Here is a 20,764-nt window from a genome sequence, read left to right on the forward strand (position 1 = left end):
GTAAGGAATTCAGCTCATTTAAAAATCTAACGGTTGCAGGAGGCCTTATTTGCCTAAATTCCCAGCATAAACGGGTAAAAATACACATATAGCGCTCCTTACAACCGTTAAAATTTTAAGACACCGATTTTTCGCTAAATAGCACTTCTCACAATCGTTACAGTTATTGAGACAGTAATTTCATTGTGGGCAGCCATTCCAGATCACAAGGGCTGCCGGATCGATATGCCGGCAGCCCTTGCTTGTCGATTAATGAGCTATTGTTCTCTTCCGGCGTTGTCCTCCAGTATCAGTTCCACTACCGTATCATTCGAATCCGGCAACGGATAGCTGTAGCTCTCCGGCTTTGCAAAATTAATAAACGCATCATTCGGGTACAGCTTTGCATTCCATGGAAGCGATACGAATAATTCCGCACCATCCGCGAGTGTACGAGCCTGCTTGACTTTGCCTGCCAGACCGGACAAATTGATCGGGCCAATCGACTCTTCAAAAATATGAGCATATAGCGTATTGCCTTTGCGTGTATAACGTCCCCAATCAGGCTTTGGCAAATCTGCTTGTCCGCAGCCATAGATGCTTTCTCCGTTACGCTGCATCCATCTGCCGACCTCTTCAAGGATTTGCAGCGATGGCCGTGGTATTTCCCCTTGGGCATCGGGTCCGACATTTAAAAGAAGATTGCCATTCTTGCTGACGCATTCGACCAGCTTTCGGATAATGGTGCGAGCCGATTTATAAGTTGCATCAGCTGCGACATAGCCCCAGTTATTGTTTAGCGTCACACAAGCTTCCCACGGAATGGAATTGCCAGCTTCATCCGTTATGCCTTGCGGCGGAATGATCTGTTCAGGAGATGCAAAGTCGCCTGCATATAGCTGTGGATTGCTGGAATAAACACTGCTGCTCCGCTCTCCATTAACTTCCAATCGGTTATCAATTACTATATGCGGCTGCAGCGAGCGCATCATTTCAATCAGCTTCGTTGCCTGCCATTTCTCACCAGACATTTCACCATAGGAAAAATCAAACCACATCATATCCAGCTTGCCATAATTCGTAAGCAATTCCCTTACTTGCCCGTGCATATAAGTCAAATAGCGATCGAAATGCAGCGGATCGCGCTTATACTTCTCATTCTCCCGCATAGGATGTATTTGATCGCCATATGCCGGATAATCAGGATGATGCCAATCAATTAATGAGTAATACAAGCCCACTTTCAAGCCCTCTGCTCTGAAGGCTTCCAAAAATTCACGTACCAGATCTCGTCCTGCCTTCGTATTGGTGGATTTATAATCCGTTAGCTGGCTGTCGAATAAACAAAAGCCGTCATGATGCTTAGCTGTCAGCACCGCATATTTCATGCCGGCGTCTTTAGCCGCCTTGGCCCACTCCCGCGGATTATAGCGCTGTGGATCGAACTGGTCAAAATAAACCTGATAATCCTCTACACTAATTTTTTCAATGCTCCTTACCCACTCTCCTCTTGCCGGGATCGCATATAATCCCCAATGTATAAACATCCCGAAACGGTCCTCTAGAAACCATTTTGTTCTTTCTAATCTTTGCTCTATCAATGATGCCACTGTTTTTGCCTCCTTTTTTTGAGATATCCACAGTGTAGCAACGTTTTGATATAATCAATAGGCAAGCAATTAGCTTGTTTGGGGATTAGATTAACTTCTTGAGGTGAGCTTGTGATCACATTAAACACGGAATCCAGCTTCATTACCGAGTTATTGCAAAATCTGCAGGTTCATTTGGCAAGCGCTCATTATACTCACTGCTATCCGGAGTGGCAGGAGCTTGACTATGTGCCTGCATACAATAAATTTTATCTCATTTGCGATGGCGAGGGCTGGCTAAAAATTCAAGACAAGCAATTCTATCCGACAGCTGGTCAGCTATGTTTAATGCCGGCTCATATTAAGCAATCCTACTCTGCCATAAATGAAAATACGTATCGCAAATATTGGTGCCACTTCACAGCAACAATGGGAGGGCTTGATTTATTTCAATGGCTCGATGTTCCTTATTGTCTGGATGTTCAACATAACTTTGGGCAAATACAGCAGCTGTTCGGGGAGCTTGCAACACTTCACGCTGATCCTTCTCTTACATCACGGATAAGAGAAAAGGCTATTTTATTTGAGATTATCGCTGCTTTCTTGACAGAGGCGGATTCAAAAATTCAATTCGTATCCGGACGCGCGCAGGATTTAGAAAGGCTTCAAGCGATTGAGCAATTCATAACCGATCACCTTTCGGAGCCTGTTACTTTGGAGCAAATTGCCAAGCATGTCCATCTGCATCCAAACTATCTGGTACGCTACTTCAACAAGCATTTTAACGTATCACCTCTTAAATATTTGAATCGCAAGCGAATGCAAAAAGCCAAATCTTTACTCAGCACCACTTCGCTAACCGTTAAACAAGTATCCGAGCAAGTCGGTTTTCCCGATACGAATCATTTCTCCAAAGCCTTTCGCAAAGAAAACAGCTGCAGCCCGACAGAATTTCGCGCGCAAGTCAAATAGGAGCTCCTTGCTGCCTCACAAGTAAAAACTTATAAGGTCTTATAATTTCAAAAAGGACAATCCTTCGTCATATACATGACTTATTGGACTGTCCCTTTGCATCATCTGGTCAAATCACGTTCACTATTCTTCCTCAGTCATCGTATCTGTTGTGGAGTGATCGATAAAACCATTATGCAGCGTAATATTGCCTCCACCTAGCCCTTCATTGACCATCCGGTCAATATCCATATCCGCACTATCCCTGCCTTCAAATACAGTATCCTCCGTAAAGCCGGCTGTGGGCTGCTCTTTATTTTTTTCAGCATGCCGCGGCTTATTTGCAGACTTGCCCATCGGGCATCCCTCCTTCATTCACAATACGGTTATGATGACATATATGAAGTGAAGTTATTCATACAGACAGCCCGCATAACATGCCAGTAATCAGGTGAAGCTAATAACTCATCATATACAGACAGGAGGGATAAAGTTGGCAAAGCCTGATAACCGCAAAGACAATGCGACGCATCTGCAGTCACATATTAACCATACAATTGCTAATCTTCACGAAGCTGAAAACTATCTTGCTGAGCATGCTGATGAGATTTCAGCAACCGAGAAGCAAATCATTAAAGCTAAAAATGAGCGACGCAAGGATAGCGTTGAAAGCTTCAAAGCAGAAAAGCAAGATGAATCGTAGTGCAGCAAAGAAAAAAGACATCTATAAAGCAGCATCCTCTAAGCAGGATGCTGCTTCCTCCCATGTGGAATAAGGATTCATAGTATTCTATAATAGAAAGAACAGACAGATTATTATATAGTCAAGTGGGGGGAACCTATGAATTTTTTGCGAGAATTTTTTGCGCATCCTATTGTAAAACGAATTAACTTTCTTTTAATTGTCGTCGTGCTTTTATACAGTTTAAGGCATATGCTCAATCTGCTGCTGCTCTTATTTTTAGTTACCTTTGTCATGGGCAGGCTGGAACGATTTTTTACGAAGCAAATTTCAAAATTATTCCCCATTTCTCCCATTATCGTCAACACGGTATTGTATGCACTGCTCGTTTCTTCTTTAGTTTATGGCCTTACCAATTACATACCTAAACTAATTAATCAAGTGGTCGAAATGTACAATATTATACTGCGATTTCTAAACACATCGCAATCAGACGAAGTTGCCGAAATCATTTCCTCTGCTCTTGGCAAGCTGGAGTTCCAGAAATATTGGGGCAATATCGTTAATTATATTTTGAAATTCGGCAAATGGCTTGAAATTATTATTTTTGTTATTGTGCTCAGCTTTTTCTATTTACTGCAGAAAAACAAGGTCGTTGAATTTACTGAAAAGCTTGGGGACAGCAAAATCAGCTGGCTCTACAATGAATTCAAATACTTTGGCCAAAAGTTTACTTCCTCCTTCGGCAAGGTTATTGAAGTTCAGCTCATGATCGCACTGTTCAACACTGTCTTTACGATTATTGGATTATGGATTTTAGGCTTCCCTTATTTGTTTGCACTTACGATATTGGTTTTCCTGCTCAGCCTAATTCCAGTAGCCGGCGTTATCATTTCGTTCATACCGATTGGCATTATCGGCTATCAAATCGGCGGTCTGAAAATGGTGCTATGGGCTGTTATTATGATTTTAATCATTCACGCGCTTGAAACCTATTTCCTTAATCCGAAGCTTTATGCGCAAAAAACAAAGCTGCCTATGTTCTATACTTTTATTATTCTTATATTTTCTCAATACTACATGGGCATATGGGGATTGATTATTGGGATTCCGATCTTTATGTTCCTAATGGATGTGCTGGATGTAGGACATTCAAAAAGTGAAAAAAGTGAACAAATTGAACAAATTGAAAATTGATCGGCATCGTCATTTACGTTAAACAATTAGAAACGGGGCAGACCAGAAGTCGGTTTTCACTGACTTTCTGGACAGCCCCTTTCTTTTGTCCTATTTAAAAAAGTAAAATTAAGCAGCAACATCTCTTTTGTTAAATATATACCAAGTAAGAGCGACAAATACGACCCAGTAGCAAGCCAGCACAATAAGTGAAAATTGCAGTGTCATTCCTTCGCGCATCGGGAAATCTGACAAATACTGCGTTAAGTTCAAATGTATGAACAATACGTAATCAATCCACTTATATTTCAGGGCAGCCAACAGCATCAAAAGATTATTAACAACGAGCAGCAGGAATAGCGCCATTCCGATCGCAAGCGCGCTGCTGCGGAATATCGTTGACAGCATAAATGCCATTGTCACTGTCATGATCGTAGATATAAACGTAAGCCCGTAGGTTTTAAGCAGGTAGCTGATCGGCGACTCATCCTTGGCAAGCCCCATAATATCAGAACTTGTGCTGGTAGACGAGAACAATGAGAAGCACAGCCAGTTAACGAGCAATGTGGCGGCAAGCAGCAATACGGCGAATAAAAGTGTAAACAGGAGCACCGCAATATATTTAGACAATAATATTTTGGAGCGGGACCACGGTCTAATTAACAACAGCTTGATTGTGCCCGTTGAAAATTCCTCCGCAACTATGCTTGCCGCAATAATTACAGCAAATATTGTGACGAGCATATACAAAATAGTTGTTTCTAAGTAAGCTACCTCCCACATCGATGTATCCGATCCGCCAAAGCTTAGCCATAAAATTGAAATAAGCAGGACTAGTCCAACAATAATGCCCATCATCACATATGTTCTAGGCCTGCGGTATATTTTCATATTTTCATTTTTCACTAGCGCCAAAAAATTACCCAATCATCTCACCTCCTGTAACCTCCAAGAATTGATCCTCAAGCGATTTCGATTCTTCTCTAATACTGAATACAAGCAGTCCTGCATGCACAAGCGCAGCATTATACTCCGCCCGCTTCTGGCGGTCTCCCGCAGTGAGCAGCATGCCATTATCGTTAATTTGAACGGTTGCGCCCAGCGCAGTCAGCACCTCTGCCGCGCGCTGAGGATTATCGGTTTCTATTTGAATCGCATGGCTCGCCGCTTTGCCTTGCTCCCCTTGAATAACGCGAATATCGATCAGCTTTCCGTTTTGAATTATGGCAACCCGATCACACATCAGCTCCATCTCAGACAGCAAGTGGCTGGATACAAACACTGCGATTCCTTCCTGTTTGCTTAGGCGGCGCAAATAATCTCTCAGCTCGCGAATGCCGGCAGGATCAAGCCCGTTCGTCGGCTCATCAAGAATAAGCAGCTTTGGCCGATGCAATAGTGCCTGCGCAACACCGAGGCGCTGCCGCATCCCAAGCGAATATGTCTTCACTTTATCATGAATTCGCGCATTAAGCCCTACGAGGCTGATTACTTCCTGTACTCTTTCCTTCGTTACATCCGGAACCATCCGGGCAAAATGAATCAAATTTTGATAGCCGGTCAAATATTTATACATTTCCGGATTTTCAACTATAGCGCCTACATGACGAATGGCCTTCTCATATTCGTTCTTTACGCTATATCCGTCAATTTTTATTTCTCCTGAAGTAATCGACATTAAGCCGACCATCATGCGGATCGTAGTTGTTTTTCCAGAACCGTTCGGTCCCAGAAATCCGAATACCTCGCCTGGCGGCAAGTCAAGTGTCAACGAATCAATAATCGTTCGTTTGCCAATACGCTTGGTTACGTTTTGCAGCTGGACTAAAACCTGTTCCATTCCTTATCCTCCCTGAACGCATTTAATCATTAATCTTATCCTAAACATTGCAGCTAGTAATCATACGGAGCGTAACAAGAAAGGTCGCAATCTTTTTACATTACTTATTCAGCATGCGGGCAACCTCACGCCGATTTGCTTCAAATGCGGCGTATCTAGCGACATCCGCTGCCATGCCGCGCCGCTCCATTCGGGCTGTGTGCTCCAGCAGGCGCTTGTAATCCTTTGGAATTATTTTGACAAACTTATCGATCGCCTCATCCCATCCCTCAAGTATGCGTTCAGCCGCTTGGCTTCCCGTATATTTGAAATGCTTTTGAACGATTGATTGCAGCATATCAATATCATCATCCTCTTCCACTCGCTCGAGCACGATCGATTTCAAGTTGCAGCGATAAAAGAAATCGCCCAGCTCATCGTACATATAGGCAATTCCGCCTGTCATGCCTGAGCCGAAATTGCGTCCCGTTTCGCCTAAAATAACCGTACAGCCGCCCGTCATATACTCGCAGGCATGATCGCCGGCGCCTTCGGCAACGATCACAGCACCGCTGTTGCGAACAGCAAACCGGGCTCCTGCAACGCCGCTAATATAGGCCTCTCCGCTTGTAGCACCGTATAAAGCTGAATTGCCGACTATAATTTTCTGCTTGGCATCGTATTTGGCTGCGCCAGGCGGCGCTATAACTAGCTTGCCGCCCGATAGGCCTTTACCGTAAAAATCATTGCAATCCCCGTCTACTGTCAGTGTGACGCCTGCTGGAAGGAAGGAGCCAAAGCTGTCCCCTCCTCTTCCATTAAAGCGATAATGAATCATATCCTCTGTAAGGGCTGCATCCGTGCTTCTTCTCGTCACTTCACCCGCCAATCCAGTGCCTACCGCACGCATATGAGGATACAGCTTGAATTCCGCTTCGACTTTGCTGCCTGTTTCAAACGCTGCCGCAGCTTTTGGAATCAGCTCTTCACGGTCGATTGAAGACCCGCAGTCTTCAATCGCCAGTAATGATGCTGCTAATTCACTGTCAGCCGAGCAGTCAATCTTATCGGTTCTCTGAATAAGCTCCTCCAGCTGCAGCGCAGCAAGCTTGTGCTTTCCTGACAGCTGCTGAAGCTTTAGCCTGTCGGAGCAGCCTATCATCTCCTCGACTGTTCTAAAGCCAAGCCCGGCCATTATTTCGCGCAGTTCCTCTGCAATAAAGGTCATATAATTGACGATATGCTGAGGATCGCCGCTGTACTTTTTGCGCAAATCAGGATTTTGAGCAGCTATGCCGACCGGACAAGTATCCAGCTGGCATACGCGCATCATGATGCAGCCGAGCACAACAAGCGGCGCTGTCGAGAAGCTGTATTCCTCTGCCCCAAGCAGCGCGGCAATCGCCACATCGCGGCCTGTCATCAGCTTGCCGTCAGTTTCCAGTACAGTTTTGTGGCGCAAGCCCGTTTCCTTCAGCGCTTGATGGGCTTTTATTAGACCAATCTCCCAAGGCAGCCCAGCATGCCTGAGCGATCCGATGGGAGAGGCTGCCGTCCCGCCTTCATACCCGCTGATCAGTACGCCCTCTGCGCCATATATGACAGATTGTATGGCGGCAGCATCAATCTGGCTTCCCGAAACCAGCTTTACACTAATTCGCGCTTGCGGGTTAATTTGCTTCAAATCGTAAATCAGTCCTGCCAAATCTCTAGTTGAATAAATATCATGATGGGAGGGCGGGGACGTAAGACCAACGCCAGGCGTAGTGCCGCGAGCTTCGGCAATCCAAGGATATACCTTCAATCCAGGCAGCCTGCCTCCTTCTCCCGGCTTTGCCCCTTGTGCAATTTTAATTTGTATCTCTTCCGCATGCACCAGGTAGCTGCTCGTTACGCCGAAGCGGCCTGAAGCAAGCTGCTTGACCTTGCTGCGCGCATCCTCTGAGCGCTCATGCCCGGCCGCCGCGCATTCCCCGCCTTCACCGCTGTTCGATTTTGCACCCAATCTGTTCATGGCGATTGCTAAGCTTTCATACGCTTCCTTGCTAATTGCGCCATAAGACATTGCGCCTGTCTTAAATCGTTTCACTATGCTTGCAGCCGGCTCAACCTCCTCCAGCGGTATGCTGGCATTTTCCTCGGTATTGAGCTCGAATAGCGAGCGCAAAGTTACGTGCCGCTTTCCTTCGCCATGCACAAGCGAAGAAAACTTTTTGTACAGATTGAAATCATTTTTTCGGGCAGCGTTTTGCAGCGTATGAATAGTGAGCGGCTCGAACAAATGGTCCTCGCCATCCTTGCGCCATTGATATTGCCCCCCGCTTTCCAGCTCACAGCTGTCCTCATCGTTCAGCTCATATGATTTTAGATGTGTCTGAACTGTTTCTACCGCAAGCTCGGACAAGCTCAACCCGCCTATATGGCATGTCGTTCCTTTGAAATATTCATTTACCCAATCCGCCTGCAGGCCGATCGTTTCAAACTTGCCGGAGCCTCGGTATGCCTGAACAGTAGCGATGCCGATCCGTGACATCACCTTCACGACGCCTCTTGTAGCCGCTTGAATATAATTGCGCAGGGCTTTGTCGACAGATATCCCTTTCAGCGCGTCGCTTTCAATTAATGATTCAATCGTATCAAGCGCCGTATAAGGATTAACCGCATCCGCTCCATAGCCTAACAGCAATGCAAAATGATGGGTTTCACGCGGCTCGGCAGATTCCACGATCAAGGATGTCTTCGCTCGCAGGCCATTGTCGATCAAAGTCTGATGAATCGCAGATACAGCAAGCAGCGCAGGTATGGCCGCCTGTTCCTTGGACGTGTCCCGGTCGGACAGAATAAGCAGGGCATGCCCCTTTTCAACTAAACGGCAAGCGGATTGTCCAAGCTTGCTTAGAGCCTCGACAAGCGCTGCATCACCGCCATTAATCGAAAATAAAATAGGCAGCGTCATCGCTCTGAGCCCTGCCCTGCGCAAGCGGCGCAGCTTGCCCAGCTGATTGTTCAGCAGCATCGGCGTATCAAGCTTAATATGCCTGCAGCTTTGCGGCTCTGCATGCAGCAGGCTGCGTTCCGCGCCCAGCGTCAATTGCGTAGCCGTTGACGCTTCCTCGCGAACAGGGTCTATCGCAGGGCTTAGCACCTGCTGGAATTGCTGTTTGAAATAATTGTAGATGCGTTGATGCTGATTCGATAATAATGCGATCGGAGCATCAAAGCCCATCGATACGATCGGATCCTGGCCTGTTCCAGCCATCTGTTCCACCATGCGATGCACGTCCTCAGCCGTGTAGCCGAACCGGATATGGGTGCTGAACAGCTCTTGAGCATCCAGCTCCTCTTTGGATAAGGCATCGGGCAGCTCATCAATATGAATCAGCTGTTCCGAAATCCATTGCTGGTAAGGGTGCTGAGCCGATAAACGATCCTTGATCTGATCATCTGCCACAACTGCGCCCAGCCTCGTATCAATTAGCAGCTGCCTGCCGGGACGCAGCCTGTTCTTCACAGCAATCTGCTCTTCATCGATATTGGCGGATGCAGGTCTGGTAGAGAGCAGAACAAGCTCATCATTCGTAATCAAATAGCGGACAGAGCGGAAGCTGTTGCGATCAATCATCGCTCCTATCCGCTCGCCGTCTGTAAACAGCAAAACAGCAGGCCCCTCCCAAGGCTCCATCTGCGTGCTGCAATATTGATAAAATGCGCTTAATTGCTTATTGAGCGGCGAGGCAGACAAGGCCAGATTAGGCATCATCTGCAGCGCGCATTGCTCGACCGGCAAGCTCGACAAGTAATATTGCTCGGCTAGTCGATCGGCCAAAATCGTGCCGTACATTCCGCAGCTTTGCGGCAAAATCGTATCCAAATAGCCCAAATCGAGCCTATCTTCTGTATCCTCATGCCACCAGCCTTCGAAAGCATGCTGCCGTACTTGGAGCATGCTGCGGTTGCTGCGCAGGGAATGGATTTTACCGCTGCGCAGCATGTAGTGGCAGGCAAGCGGCAGCGTCCAGCTGAAGCGCTCATCGCTGTAGCGGTAAGTAAAGACGAGCGCGAACGCCGCCTCCAGCAATTCATTGCTCAGGTCGGAGAAAAACGAAGCGAGCTTGCTTCCCGCAAGCGGCGCTTGATAAACAATACGGGTAGAAGAGAAGCTTGCTACAGCGCCTTTGTTTAATCCATGCTCTGCGCAAATATTCTCCGCTTGCCTGCGTGCAGCAAATACAGCCCGTTCCAGCTCCGTCGCATGGATCTGCGTCTGCTGAGGGCTGCTGCCTACTATCAGCTGCCGATAAACTGGCTGATCCGCTCTAATTCTGTCGATCTCGGCCGCAGCTGCTTCCCCGGCGGCCGGTACGTCCCTCCAGCCGATTACAGCCAGCTTATCCGAGCCGTTCAGCCGCTCCTCTATCGCTTGCTCGATTTGCCTGCGCCTGAATGCATCCTGCGGCAAATGCAGCATAGCTACCGCATATTTTCCTTCCTCCGGCAGCGAAATGCCGCTATTTTGCAGCTCGCTTGCCAGCAGCCTATGCGGTATTTGCAGCATAACAGCCGATCCAAAGCTGCTTAAATACGCCTCAGAATATGCGGCGGACATTTCATCCAGCATTTGAATGGCTTGATCTATTACATTGGCGGATCGCTTTGCTTTGATGTGGACTGCAAAGCCCATATCAATCAAGCTGCTGCCAAAAATTTCAGGATAAGCATTTCGGACTGACAGGCTATTTTTCTCTTGTTGTTCCATATTGAGCGACCTCTCTCAATGTATAAAATTAAAATTACTTATATCAATTAAATTGAAAATTATTCACATATCTCTTTTATTTTATCATAGAATAGAGTTGATAGATTTATGAAGATTATTTTTAAAAGAAAGGAAGTGCCGTTTTTGTTTAGTTTAAAAAAGATATCAGCATTTCGCTCCTTTTTGCTTATATGTACGGGGCTTTTGCTGGCTATTCCTTCTGCTTTGGCCGACAGCTCTTTGGCAGCTGCAACAAATACTGACGGTTTGAAAAAGGAAAATTATGAACTGGTTGTGATTGGCGATTCTTTGGCAGCAGGGTACGAAAGGGGCTTTACTGAAGCTTCCGTGCCTTACGGGTTTGCGGAGCACGTCTACGAGCAGGCATTATTTCAAGGCATTAGAACGGAATACAGTAACTTCGGCATTCTTGGCCTAAGATCCGAAGGATTGTATAACTGGCTGCTTGCTGCTGCCAATGGCACAACTATTGCAGCTGATGAGGTACAAGCTAATCTGGCTGACCCGCGTGCGGAGCAAATAATTAAAGAAACTAGCAAGCTAACAGCCTCCATCAGCAAAGCCGATTTAATTCTGATTTCAATTGGCGGCAATGATTTTACTAAGCTGATAGCCGATTTAGACAACATTGAGGGCAGCTCGTTTAAAGATGAAATAAAAGATTCGGTCGTTTCCAGCATAAATACTATTCTCCAGCAATATAGCGCTAATGTGGACAATATCCTTAAACAGATCTGGGAGCTCAATCCAAGCGCGCAAATTGCAATAGCCGATCAATATTTGCCAATACCGTCGCCTGGATCTATCCACGAATATGATCCGAACAAAGCTGAAGTGCTAAGAGAGGGCGTCAAGCAGCTGAGGCTTGAATTGGAAAGCATCGCATCCCAATGGAACAAGCAAGGGCATAAAATGGTCATTGCCGATGCCGACAAAGCGATTAAAGGCAAGGAGTTTCTGCTGACTTCCATTATGGCAAAGGATATTCATCCGAATGCTTCCGGCTACAAAGCGCTCGGCGAGGCTTACTCCAAGGCGATATGGGGTGACTATTTAACACTTGCGCCTAGAGCTGCGGATGTACCGATATCCATCATCGTAAATGGCAAGGAGTTGTCTACGCAATATGCTCCTGTCATTATTAAAGGCAGAACATTTTTGTCTCTGCGCGACATTACGGATGCGATTGGGGCTGATTTAGAGTGGGATGCAGCTACAAAAACGGCCGCAATTACGCTTGAAAATCGAACAGTCGATATTACAATCGGAGCAAGCACGATTCGTATTGACGGTGAAACAATGCCGTTGAATGCGGTACCTGCTTTTATGCACAAAATCAATAATACAGGCAAAACGTATGTGCCTCTGGCAGCCTTGTCAGAAGGCCTTGGCCTTCAGGTTGTATATCGCGATACACTGAAAGCCGCATTTATTAACGAATAAACAAGGACAGGCAGCTTATACTAGAACGGAAGGCGCTATTTAAAATTTCTGTTCGGCATAAGCTGCCCATAAAGCGGTGTACAGCTTCAATCCGGTTTATATTCTTGTTTTAGCTCCTTCAATATTTCAAGCCCTTGTACAGCCCAGCGCTGCAAGCGATCCAAATTTGCTATTTCTGCATCTACTGCTTGCAGCAAGGACTGACGATAATCCGGCACACTGCCGCTATATGGTTTCAAATCTCTAAGCAGCACGGTTGTTTTTTCAGTATAGCTAAGCGCGCGCCGCTCATGGAACATAGCTGCATCGGGATTATAGGGCTGGTGCAAATCGCCCTGATCAGGATGCTTCAGCACGGCAAGCACCTTCACGACGGCCCTCGGACTGTTCACTTGCACGACCTCGCCTATATAACGTCCGGTCCTTACCTCAGCCAACACGAGATCTCCTTCTTGGCAGACTGCTGATTTTGCGTGCTCACTCATTACAATTCCTCCTAGGATAGTTACTTATATGCAAGCGCTTCTAGAACGTTCCTCCATATATTTTTCCTTAAAATTATATCTGAAAGCTTATAATATTTACTGTAAATTAACGGGATAGTATTAACAAGACTTGTATTTTTGACTTGTATTGTATTTCAACGAGCAGTAATATGGAACAAGAAGAAACGCTGTGTCCTTTTCTGAGGACGTCCAGTTTCTCGGACAATTATAAGAACAAACTTATTCCTTCTTATAATTTAAGAAAAGTAGGTGACTATATGCGCAAAAAGAGAGTGCTTCTGCTATCAGAGGGATTCGGCTCTGGACATACACAGGCCGCAAATGCGCTCGCAATGGGACTGAAGCAGTTATGCCCAGGCATTCAAACACGCGTAATTGAACTCGGAAAATTTCTTAATCCGGTTGTAGGGCCTTTAATCGTATCCGCGTATCGTAAAGCGGTAAGCAATCAGCCTCGCATGGTAGGCATGATGTACCGCAGCAATTATCAAAGGTCTTTGAATCGTTTTACACAGCTTGCCTTGCACCGAGTATTTTATACGCATACTTCACAAGTAATTTCACAATTAAAGCCTGATGTCATTATATGCACTCATCCTGTCCCTAACGCCGTAGTAGCCAGACTAAAGCGGCTTGGACAAGATGTTCCATTATATACGTTAATTACGGATTATGATGCGCATGGATCATGGATTGGCCAAGAGGTGAACAAATATCTCGTCTCCTCGGCCACTGTAAAGGAACGGCTAGTTATTAAAGGGGTCAGTCCCGATCGTATTATAATTACCGGAATCCCTGTTCATCCTAATTTTTGGGAAGACAATGACAAGGAGCAGGTACGTAAACAGTTTAATTTAAAAAATATGCCAACGGTACTCATAATGGGCGGAGGTTGGGGTATTCTATATGAAGACAACGCATTAGCCTACATGACCAAATGGCGCGAGTCGACTCAGCTTATCTTTTGCGTAGGCTCTAATGAAAAGATGAAAGAAAAAATGCTTGCCGATCCGATCTTTCAGCATCCTAACATTATAGTTTTGGGATTCACAAAAGAAGTGAATAAGCTGATGGATATTGCTGATCTGCTCGTCACAAAGCCAGGCGGGATGACGTGCACCGAAGGAATGAGCAAGGGGCTTCCAATGTTGTTCTATGAGCCGATTCCAGGGCAAGAGGAAGAAAATTGCGATCATTTCATATCGGCTGGCTTTGGAGAGATGCTTGACTCCAATCATGTTGTCGACAAATGGTTTAGATTAATACATGAGCAAGGCGAGGCTGAGCGTTTCCGCGACCGGCTTCTTGAAATCAGAAATTCCAATTACAATCCAAAAAGCTGTCCAGAAGCCGTCCTGCAACTTTTGCAATGACGGCTTTCTTTTCACAAAGGAGCGATGAAATTGGCTGCACAAAATATTATTGTCCGGCTTGAAATTGATACGCAGATCGCTAATTTCAGCAATGCTGCTGCAGCAATTGCACAACTTCAAGGCGATATTATTGCGATTGACATGATTCACTCCGAACGCGACAAAACGATTCGAGATGTTACGGTTACGATTCCCGGACAGCATGCGATGGAAAGGCTGAATGGTGCGCTGCAGTCCGTTCCGGGCATCAAGCTGATTCATATGTCTGACCGCACCTTTCTGCTGCATTTAGGCGGTAAAATAGCGATGCAGCCCAAAACGCCGATTCTAAACCGCGATGATTTATCTCGTGTGTATACGCCTGATGTAGCCCGTGTATGCAAAGCAATTGAAGAAGATCAGACAAAAGCCTATACGCTTACGATGAAGCGTAATTCCGTTGCTATTGTATCCGACGGCAGTGCTGTGCTTGGCCTTGGGAATATAGGGCCTCATGCTGCTATGCCAGTTATGGAAGGCAAGGCTGTTCTATTCAAGCAATTTGCTGATGTGGATGCTATTCCAATCTGTCTGGACACACAGGATACAGATGAAATTGTCCGGACAATCAAGCAGCTTTCTCCCGGCTTTGGCGGCATTAATCTGGAGGATATTTCTGCGCCGCGCTGCTTCGAAATTGAAGAAAGACTGCGCAAGGAGCTGGATATTCCCGTATTCCATGATGACCAGCATGGTACTGCTGTCGTTATTTATGCCGGTCTGATTAACGCGCTTAAGCTTACTGGAAAAACGCTGTCCGATAGTCGAATTGTTATTTGCGGCATTGGAGCTGCGGGAACTGCCTGCACCAAAATGCTGCTTGCAGGAGGCGCCAGACATATAATTGGTGTTGATCGCGTCGGTATTTTAACTGCTGGCAACAGCTACAGCAACTCCAACTGGAATTGGTATGCAGAGCATACGAATAAAGAGCGGCTTACTGGCGGATTACGGGAAGCTATCGCGGGAGCTGATGTATTTATAGGCGTATCTGCCGGCGGCATACTGACAAGAGAGCATATTGCAAGCATGGCTGAAAAACCGATCGTATTTGCAATGGCGAACCCGGAGCCCGAAATATTGCCGGAGCAGGCCGTTGACCTGGTAGCCGTATTCGCCACGGGCCGGTCTGATTATCCGAATCAGATCAATAATGTGCTTTGCTTTCCGGGGATTTTCAGAGGGGCGCTGGACAGCCGTTCCGCTGTCATTAATGAAGAAATGAAGCTGGCTGCGGCAGAAGCGATCGCCTCTGTTATTCCTGAGGAAGAATTAACTCCGATGTACATTATTCCAAGCGTGTTCAACAGCAAGGTCGTTGAAGTAATCAGAAATAAGGTTATCGCAGCAGCTCAAGCTAGTGGAGTTGCCCGAAGAAGCTATACTTGATCTGGCTGGTCCGTTACTATTTTATTTTTGTAAATTTTGTGCAGCTGGAATGAACATCATAGTCATTCCAGCCTTTTTTATGCATAAGTTGTATTAAAGCGTGCTAGTTTAATATAAAATCTGTTCAAATTAACAGTCATTCCTGTACGGAAGTCTAGGAGACTAATGCTTAATTCATATGTTATAATGAGCAGGTCAGTCAAACATAAAGGAGCCTGCGAATGATTCAAGCCGTTGTAGATTTTTTAAAAGATTTTGGCCCCTGGGGACTATTTATCCATTCCTTTTTCGATGCTATTATTTTTCCAATCCCAGCCTTCTTTTTGCAGGTTTCATTAAGCTTGCTTAATCCTTCTTCAGCACTTTTACTTGCAACTTTAGGTTATATTGCTTGTTTGCTTGGGACGCCAATCGGATATCTTCTGGGCAAACTAATGGGCAAATCCGTTCTGTATAAGTTTCTAAAAAAAGAATGGATCGATGCCGCCACAAAAAAGTTTCAGGAAAATGGCGAAGCTGCAATATTAATCGGCTCCTTCACTCCTATTCCATTCAAAGTATTCACTATTCTTTCCGGCTGCCTTAACTTTCCGCTTTGGAGATTGATCGGTTATGCCGCATTAGGCAGGGCGGTCAAATTTTATGCTGTAGGCTTGTTGTTCTACTTTTATGGCCGTGCAGCAGAGCATATGGTGCAGGATGTTTCCCTTTATATTTTCTTGGGCGGGATACCGGTCATCGTAATATTTTTATTAGTTCGCCGATATCTAAAGAAAAAGAAAAAAAGCGCAAATGTCATTGAAGTACAGGAAACAGAAGAGCAGGAACAAGAGGCGGCAGCCCCGCCAGCGCTTCCGCTAGTTGCGGAACAACAAAGAACAACGAATGTGGATCAATAAGCAAAATAATTAAATCATAACACCTGCTGCCTAAAACATTTCATTGCTTAGGAGCGGGTGTTATTTATTTTATGCCTGCAAACTCTGCCAAATATGCGCGGAAATTCTCTTTTATTGAACTATAATCTTCAATTTAACGACTGCTGTAAAACCTTATTCCGGGCAGGGAAAGGCACTGATATAATGGAACCGTATAGAGTTGATTTATTGCAGGCGGCCATTCGTAATACGGCTCAACCGCAATGAATCTATAATCTTTCGGAAGTGACTAACGGAGGTGTCGATTTGATAGCAGAATCGGAAAAAAACAAATCGGATTTAATTATTATTGGGGGAGGCCCAGCTGGATTATTCGCTGCGTTTTATGGAGGCATGCGGCAAGCATCTGTAAAAATAATTGAAAGCATGCCAGCTCTAGGAGGCCAGCTAGCCGCCTTATATCCTGAAAAATATATTTATGACGTTGCAGGATTTCCTAAGATTACGGCTCAGCAATTAGTCGATCAATTAATCGAGCAGCTCAGTTTGTTTCCAACAGAAGCGTGCTTGGAAGAAAAGGCGATCAACGTCATCAAGCATGACGAAAGAGATTTCGAGGTCGTAACGGATAAAGGGAGCCATTATGCCAAAGCCATCATTATTACGGCTGGCGTCGGCGCTTTCGAGCCAAGGCGGCTTGAGCTAGAGCAAGCAAAAAAATATGAAAAAGCTAATCTTCATTATTTCATCAATGATCTGCAAGCTTTCCGCAATCGCCGGGTACTTATATGCGGCGGCGGCGATTCTGCAGTGGATTGGGCTTTAATGCTTGAGCCCATCGCCAAAAGCGTTACGCTCGTTCATAGAAGAGAGAAGTTCCGCGCCCACGAGCATAGTGTGGAGAATTTGCTCCAATCTAATGTAAACATTGTTACTCCTGCAGAAATTACTGATGTGCACGGCACTGATTGTATAGAGCGTGTTACTCTCACAAATGTAAAGACTAAGGAGGAAGCGCAATTCGAAGTTGATGACGTGATCGTCAATTACGGATTTGTTTCCACTCTAGGTCCAATCGCTGACTGGGGCATACATATCGAGGGCGGTTCGATTAAAGTGGACAGCCGCATGGAGACAAACGTCCCGGGCATCTTTGCTGCGGGCGACATAACGACGTATCCGGGAAAAGTAAAGCTGATTGCAGTCGGCTTTGGAGAAGCTCCTACAGCTGTCAACAACGCAAAAGTATATGTTGATCCCAACGCCAAGCTTAGTCCCGGTCACAGCAGCAATATGAAGCTTTAGTGAAGAAGCAGTCCCATAAGTCATGAACATGACCGGGACTGCTTTTTAAGTTTTCACCTTATACCTATTCCTATATTTCACCGACATTGGCCTACAAAGGCGGGCGCTGCCGCTTCTCCATTCCCATTCTTGCTCTCCGTTCCCCTTTTCTCATTGCTAAGCTAGAAGTTTGCGCCAAGCTTCCAGCTATGCAACCATCGCAAATATAAATTAAGCCGCCTAACACTCCTATTTGAAAGAGCACTAGACGGCTGTCATCCGCTATTCTATCTATCCGCTTTAGTATTGATCATATTTCAAGTCCATCGTAGCAAAGCCGCAAAACTCCGGGAAATTATTTAACACACTGTCGATCTCCGCCTGCTCGTAGCCCATGCGCTGCAAGTGCATTTGCTTCGCTTTTTTCTCTACGGATTGCGCCGTTTCAAAGTCATCAATATGCTCAAACAGCTTTGCTCCCCATTTCTTGCCAAAGTTGACATGTAGACGCTCATCAGCAATATCAAACTCCGATTGAATGGAAGACATAGGATCTCCATGATCAAGGAAAGCGTCAATAGATTTACGCTTCTTAATAAAGGAGCAGGGCTCCATAACCATCGTCAACGCGGAATAAAATTCAGGAAAGGCTGTATCCATATTTTCTTTGGACGGGACTGTGCTTGGGTGCCAGGAGAAATCTTCCGTCTTGTAACCCATTTGCTTCAGACGTCGAACGCCCATTTGACTATGGCGCACCTCATCCCAAGTATGCCGCGCAACATCATAGTAAAATTCCATAGGCATGCGCTGCACTCCATAATACAAATATGTCATCGTTTCAGCCGCTGACATTTCAGAAGCGTTAATAAATACCATATGCTTCACGCTGTTATGGGTAGGTGATTTTGGATCAAACATTGCACTTTTAAATTTTGTTAAATCAACAAGCGGGTAACGCGGGTCAACGGCAGCTTTCGGAGGGACAGGTCCGACAGGGTTTTCCACTGTAAATGCCGGCCACTGCAAGGCACTCCCCTTGCTTTGATGATCCAGCTTCAACTCCATGATCTTCCAGGTATCCCGCACATAATCCTGCCATTTAAAAAATTCAGCGCGCGCGGCCATGTCATCCATAAAGGCGAACTGGGCATGCTCTGTTCCCCATTGCGTCAGCTCAATACGATCCGTTTCTATATATTTCAGTCTTTCTAAAGTTGGGGCATCCAATATTTGATCAAGTAATCTCGTTAATTTGGCATAACGGTCATAAAGCTGAACAGCTGCATAATTGTACGCGGCCGCAAAAGCTTCAGTAGACGGGGCGATCGAAATACGCTCGAACGCTTCCCGCATTGCTTCCGGCGTCCAATCCTTGCGCCCGATATTTGAGCCCGGCAGCTCATTGATCCGCTCCTCCAAAAACATCATATGCGTCGTATGAAGATAGGACATTCTAACAAGCTTCCCTTTTATATCCCAATCCGCAAAGGAAGGTGCCCAGCCCATTGTCATACGCGACAGCTCAAACTCCAGCCAGTAAAATGTTTTTAATAATGCCGCTGTATCAATCGGACGCAGCATTCCCCTGCGCAGCTCGCGATCCTGCTCCAAAAAGCTGTAATCATTCAAATCCACTTCAATTTTTCCACTCATGATTATCCCTCCTGACCTCTGATTTCATTGTATCGAATGGTTTTTAAATTGAATTGCAAAATAATCTTCTGGCTTATCACAATACTATTTGAACTTGAAAGCGCGTCCAATCCCTTATAAATAAAGAAAAGTTAAAAAGAAACGGCTTCGCTGCAAAGCTTTTAAATGGTTATAAGATGGTTATAAGTTAAAAAAGTCACATCTTGCAAAATCGCCTTATGATTTTATAAAAAAAGCCAAGTTTCGGCATATCGATTTTTGCTACATTATAGTCAGTTACCAAATCTAAAACCGAAAGGGAGTCCAACTTATGAAAAATTACTTGGAGCAAAGTAAAATCGAATTTTATAAGGAAAACGGATTTGTACAGGTTGATAACATTTTGACAGAGGAAGAGCTCGATGAGCTGTCTGAATTTCTGGAAGAGGCTATGACACAGGAGGGGACTAATTCTTTCGCTACTTCTGCAAAGGGCGGAAGCTATTATAAAGTATTGAATCAAAAGGTTAATGTTTGGCGCGACCACGGCGGCATGAGCCGTTACAGCTTCCATCCCAAGCTTGCGCAAATTGCCATGGAGCTTACAGGCGCAAAGGGCATTCGCGTGTTCCACGATCACGGATTGTGGAAAATGCCGCAGGACTCCAAGCCGACAGCTTGGCATCAGGATTTTCCTTATTGGCCGATGACAGAGCCGGGCGCTTTGTCTGTATGGATTCCGATGCATGATGTCGATGAGCATAACGGCTGTATGATGTTTGTCCCTGGCTCGCACAAAATTGGCAAGCTGACAGGCATCGATCTAGCTAATCCGCAGGACATCTACGAGCAGATTGAGGGTACGGAGCTGGAGAAAACAAAGCCGGTTAAAATTCCTTTGAAAAAAGGCAGCTGCACCTTTCATGACGGCTTGACATTCCACTTTGCGCATGCCAACAACAGTGATGAGCCGCGCCGTGTGCTCGCGATCATCTTCATGCCGGATGGCACCGTCTACAGCGGTAAAAGCCATCCGGTTACGGACAACGCCGGACTTGAAGCAGGCAAGCCGTTCGGCGGCGGATTATTCCCTCTTGTCGCGCGCCGGAAATAAACGAACTGTAGATAAGCAAGGATAAACGGCTCCGCCGTCCTTTAGACAGGCGCGTTTACCTACTCGCTAACTACATTCCCTAGCTGGTCAGTCGTTCCGTTATTACACCCAAAATCGCAGTTTTGAAGCA

At 45.7% G+C, this 20,764-nt stretch carries 16 protein-coding genes; 9 read left to right on the forward strand and 7 right to left on the reverse strand.

Going from position 1 to position 20,764, the window contains the following annotated elements; translation table 11 throughout:
- Positions 1 to 257: 257 nt before the first annotated feature.
- Positions 258 to 1,616, reverse strand: a complete 1,359-nt coding sequence (locus tag ACRRU2_RS27175; protein ID WP_432506482.1) for an alpha-L-fucosidase — start codon at positions 1,614 to 1,616, stop codon at positions 258 to 260.
- Positions 1,617 to 1,700: 84 nt separating this feature from the next.
- On the opposite strand from ACRRU2_RS27175, the gene ACRRU2_RS27180 reads away from it, so the two are divergent.
- A complete protein-coding gene (locus ACRRU2_RS27180; RefSeq protein WP_432506464.1) occupies positions 1,701 to 2,540 on the forward strand; it encodes an AraC family transcriptional regulator in 840 nt (279 codons plus the stop codon).
- Positions 2,541 to 2,663: 123 nt separating this feature from the next.
- Here ACRRU2_RS27180 and ACRRU2_RS27185 read toward each other — a convergent pair whose 3' ends face one another.
- Positions 2,664 to 2,876, reverse strand: coding sequence for a hypothetical protein (locus ACRRU2_RS27185; protein WP_331700018.1), 213 nt, complete (start codon positions 2,874 to 2,876; stop codon positions 2,664 to 2,666).
- 136 nt (positions 2,877 to 3,012) lie between these two features.
- Between ACRRU2_RS27185 and tlp the strand changes: the two genes are divergently transcribed.
- Together tlp and ACRRU2_RS27195 are read left to right on the forward strand one after the other, a co-directional pair.
- Positions 3,013 to 3,222 carry a small acid-soluble spore protein Tlp gene (gene tlp / locus ACRRU2_RS27190; protein WP_432506467.1) on the forward strand — a complete coding sequence of 70 codons (210 nt, stop codon included), beginning with the start codon at positions 3,013 to 3,015 and terminating at the stop codon, positions 3,220 to 3,222.
- A 138-nt stretch (positions 3,223 to 3,360) separates the two neighbouring features.
- A complete protein-coding gene (locus ACRRU2_RS27195) occupies positions 3,361 to 4,398 on the forward strand; it encodes an AI-2E family transporter (protein ID WP_432506469.1) in 1,038 nt (345 codons plus the stop codon).
- A gap of 108 nt (positions 4,399 to 4,506) precedes the next feature.
- On the opposite strand, the gene ACRRU2_RS27200 is transcribed toward ACRRU2_RS27195, so the two are convergent.
- From ACRRU2_RS27200 to gltB, 3 genes are all read right to left on the reverse strand, one after another.
- Positions 4,507 to 5,304: an ABC transporter permease gene (locus ACRRU2_RS27200; protein ID WP_331699916.1), complete on the reverse strand. Its 798-nt coding sequence runs from the start codon at positions 5,302 to 5,304 to the stop codon at positions 4,507 to 4,509.
- Entirely contained in the window at positions 5,297 to 6,217 is a 921-nt protein-coding gene (locus ACRRU2_RS27205; RefSeq protein WP_331699915.1) for an ABC transporter ATP-binding protein, read from the reverse strand. The genes ACRRU2_RS27200 and ACRRU2_RS27205 overlap by 8 nt, the downstream gene beginning before the upstream one ends.
- Positions 6,218 to 6,317: 100 nt before the next feature.
- On the reverse strand, positions 6,318 to 10,952 hold the full coding sequence (gene gltB / locus ACRRU2_RS27210) for a glutamate synthase large subunit (protein WP_432506471.1): 4,635 nt from the start codon (positions 10,950 to 10,952) through the stop codon (positions 6,318 to 6,320).
- A 144-nt stretch (positions 10,953 to 11,096) separates the two neighbouring features.
- Between gltB and ACRRU2_RS27215 the strand changes: the two genes are divergently transcribed.
- Positions 11,097 to 12,416, forward strand: coding sequence for a stalk domain-containing protein (locus ACRRU2_RS27215; protein WP_432506473.1), 1,320 nt, complete (start codon positions 11,097 to 11,099; stop codon positions 12,414 to 12,416).
- A gap of 86 nt (positions 12,417 to 12,502) precedes the next feature.
- Here ACRRU2_RS27215 and kapB read toward each other — a convergent pair whose 3' ends face one another.
- Positions 12,503 to 12,901 carry a sporulation phosphorelay system protein KapB gene (kapB, locus tag ACRRU2_RS27220; RefSeq protein WP_331699912.1) on the reverse strand — a complete coding sequence of 133 codons (399 nt, stop codon included), beginning with the start codon at positions 12,899 to 12,901 and terminating at the stop codon, positions 12,503 to 12,505.
- A gap of 278 nt (positions 12,902 to 13,179) precedes the next feature.
- On the opposite strand from kapB, the gene ACRRU2_RS27225 reads away from it, so the two are divergent.
- The 4 genes from ACRRU2_RS27225 (at position 13,180) to ACRRU2_RS27240 (ending at position 17,906) form a co-directional block, all read left to right on the forward strand.
- A complete protein-coding gene (locus ACRRU2_RS27225; RefSeq protein WP_331699911.1) occupies positions 13,180 to 14,295 on the forward strand; it encodes an MGDG synthase family glycosyltransferase in 1,116 nt (371 codons plus the stop codon).
- A 24-nt stretch (positions 14,296 to 14,319) separates the two neighbouring features.
- Positions 14,320 to 15,723 carry an NAD-dependent malic enzyme gene (locus tag ACRRU2_RS27230; RefSeq protein WP_432506476.1) on the forward strand — a complete coding sequence of 468 codons (1,404 nt, stop codon included), beginning with the start codon at positions 14,320 to 14,322 and terminating at the stop codon, positions 15,721 to 15,723.
- 221 nt (positions 15,724 to 15,944) lie between these two features.
- A complete protein-coding gene (locus tag ACRRU2_RS27235; RefSeq protein WP_331699909.1) occupies positions 15,945 to 16,622 on the forward strand; it encodes a YqaA family protein in 678 nt (225 codons plus the stop codon).
- 285 nt (positions 16,623 to 16,907) lie between these two features.
- A complete protein-coding gene (locus ACRRU2_RS27240; RefSeq protein ID WP_432506478.1) occupies positions 16,908 to 17,906 on the forward strand; it encodes an NAD(P)/FAD-dependent oxidoreductase in 999 nt (332 codons plus the stop codon).
- Positions 17,907 to 18,185: 279 nt separating this feature from the next.
- Here the strand turns inward: ACRRU2_RS27240 and ACRRU2_RS27245 are convergent, their stop codons facing one another.
- Positions 18,186 to 19,541 (reverse strand): DUF455 family protein, encoded by a 1,356-nt coding sequence (locus ACRRU2_RS27245; protein ID WP_331699907.1) that lies wholly within the window; start codon positions 19,539 to 19,541, stop codon positions 18,186 to 18,188.
- A gap of 310 nt (positions 19,542 to 19,851) precedes the next feature.
- Here ACRRU2_RS27245 and ACRRU2_RS27250 point away from each other — a divergent pair, with 310 nt between their 5' ends.
- Positions 19,852 to 20,634 carry a phytanoyl-CoA dioxygenase family protein gene (locus ACRRU2_RS27250; protein ID WP_432506480.1) on the forward strand — a complete coding sequence of 261 codons (783 nt, stop codon included), beginning with the start codon at positions 19,852 to 19,854 and terminating at the stop codon, positions 20,632 to 20,634.
- The last annotated feature ends 130 nt before the right edge of the window (positions 20,635 to 20,764 follow it).

Origin of the sequence: Paenibacillus sp. GXUN7292, from assembly GCF_050864975.1 — a bacterium.
Classification (GTDB): Bacteria; Bacillota; Bacilli; order Paenibacillales; family Paenibacillaceae; genus Pristimantibacillus.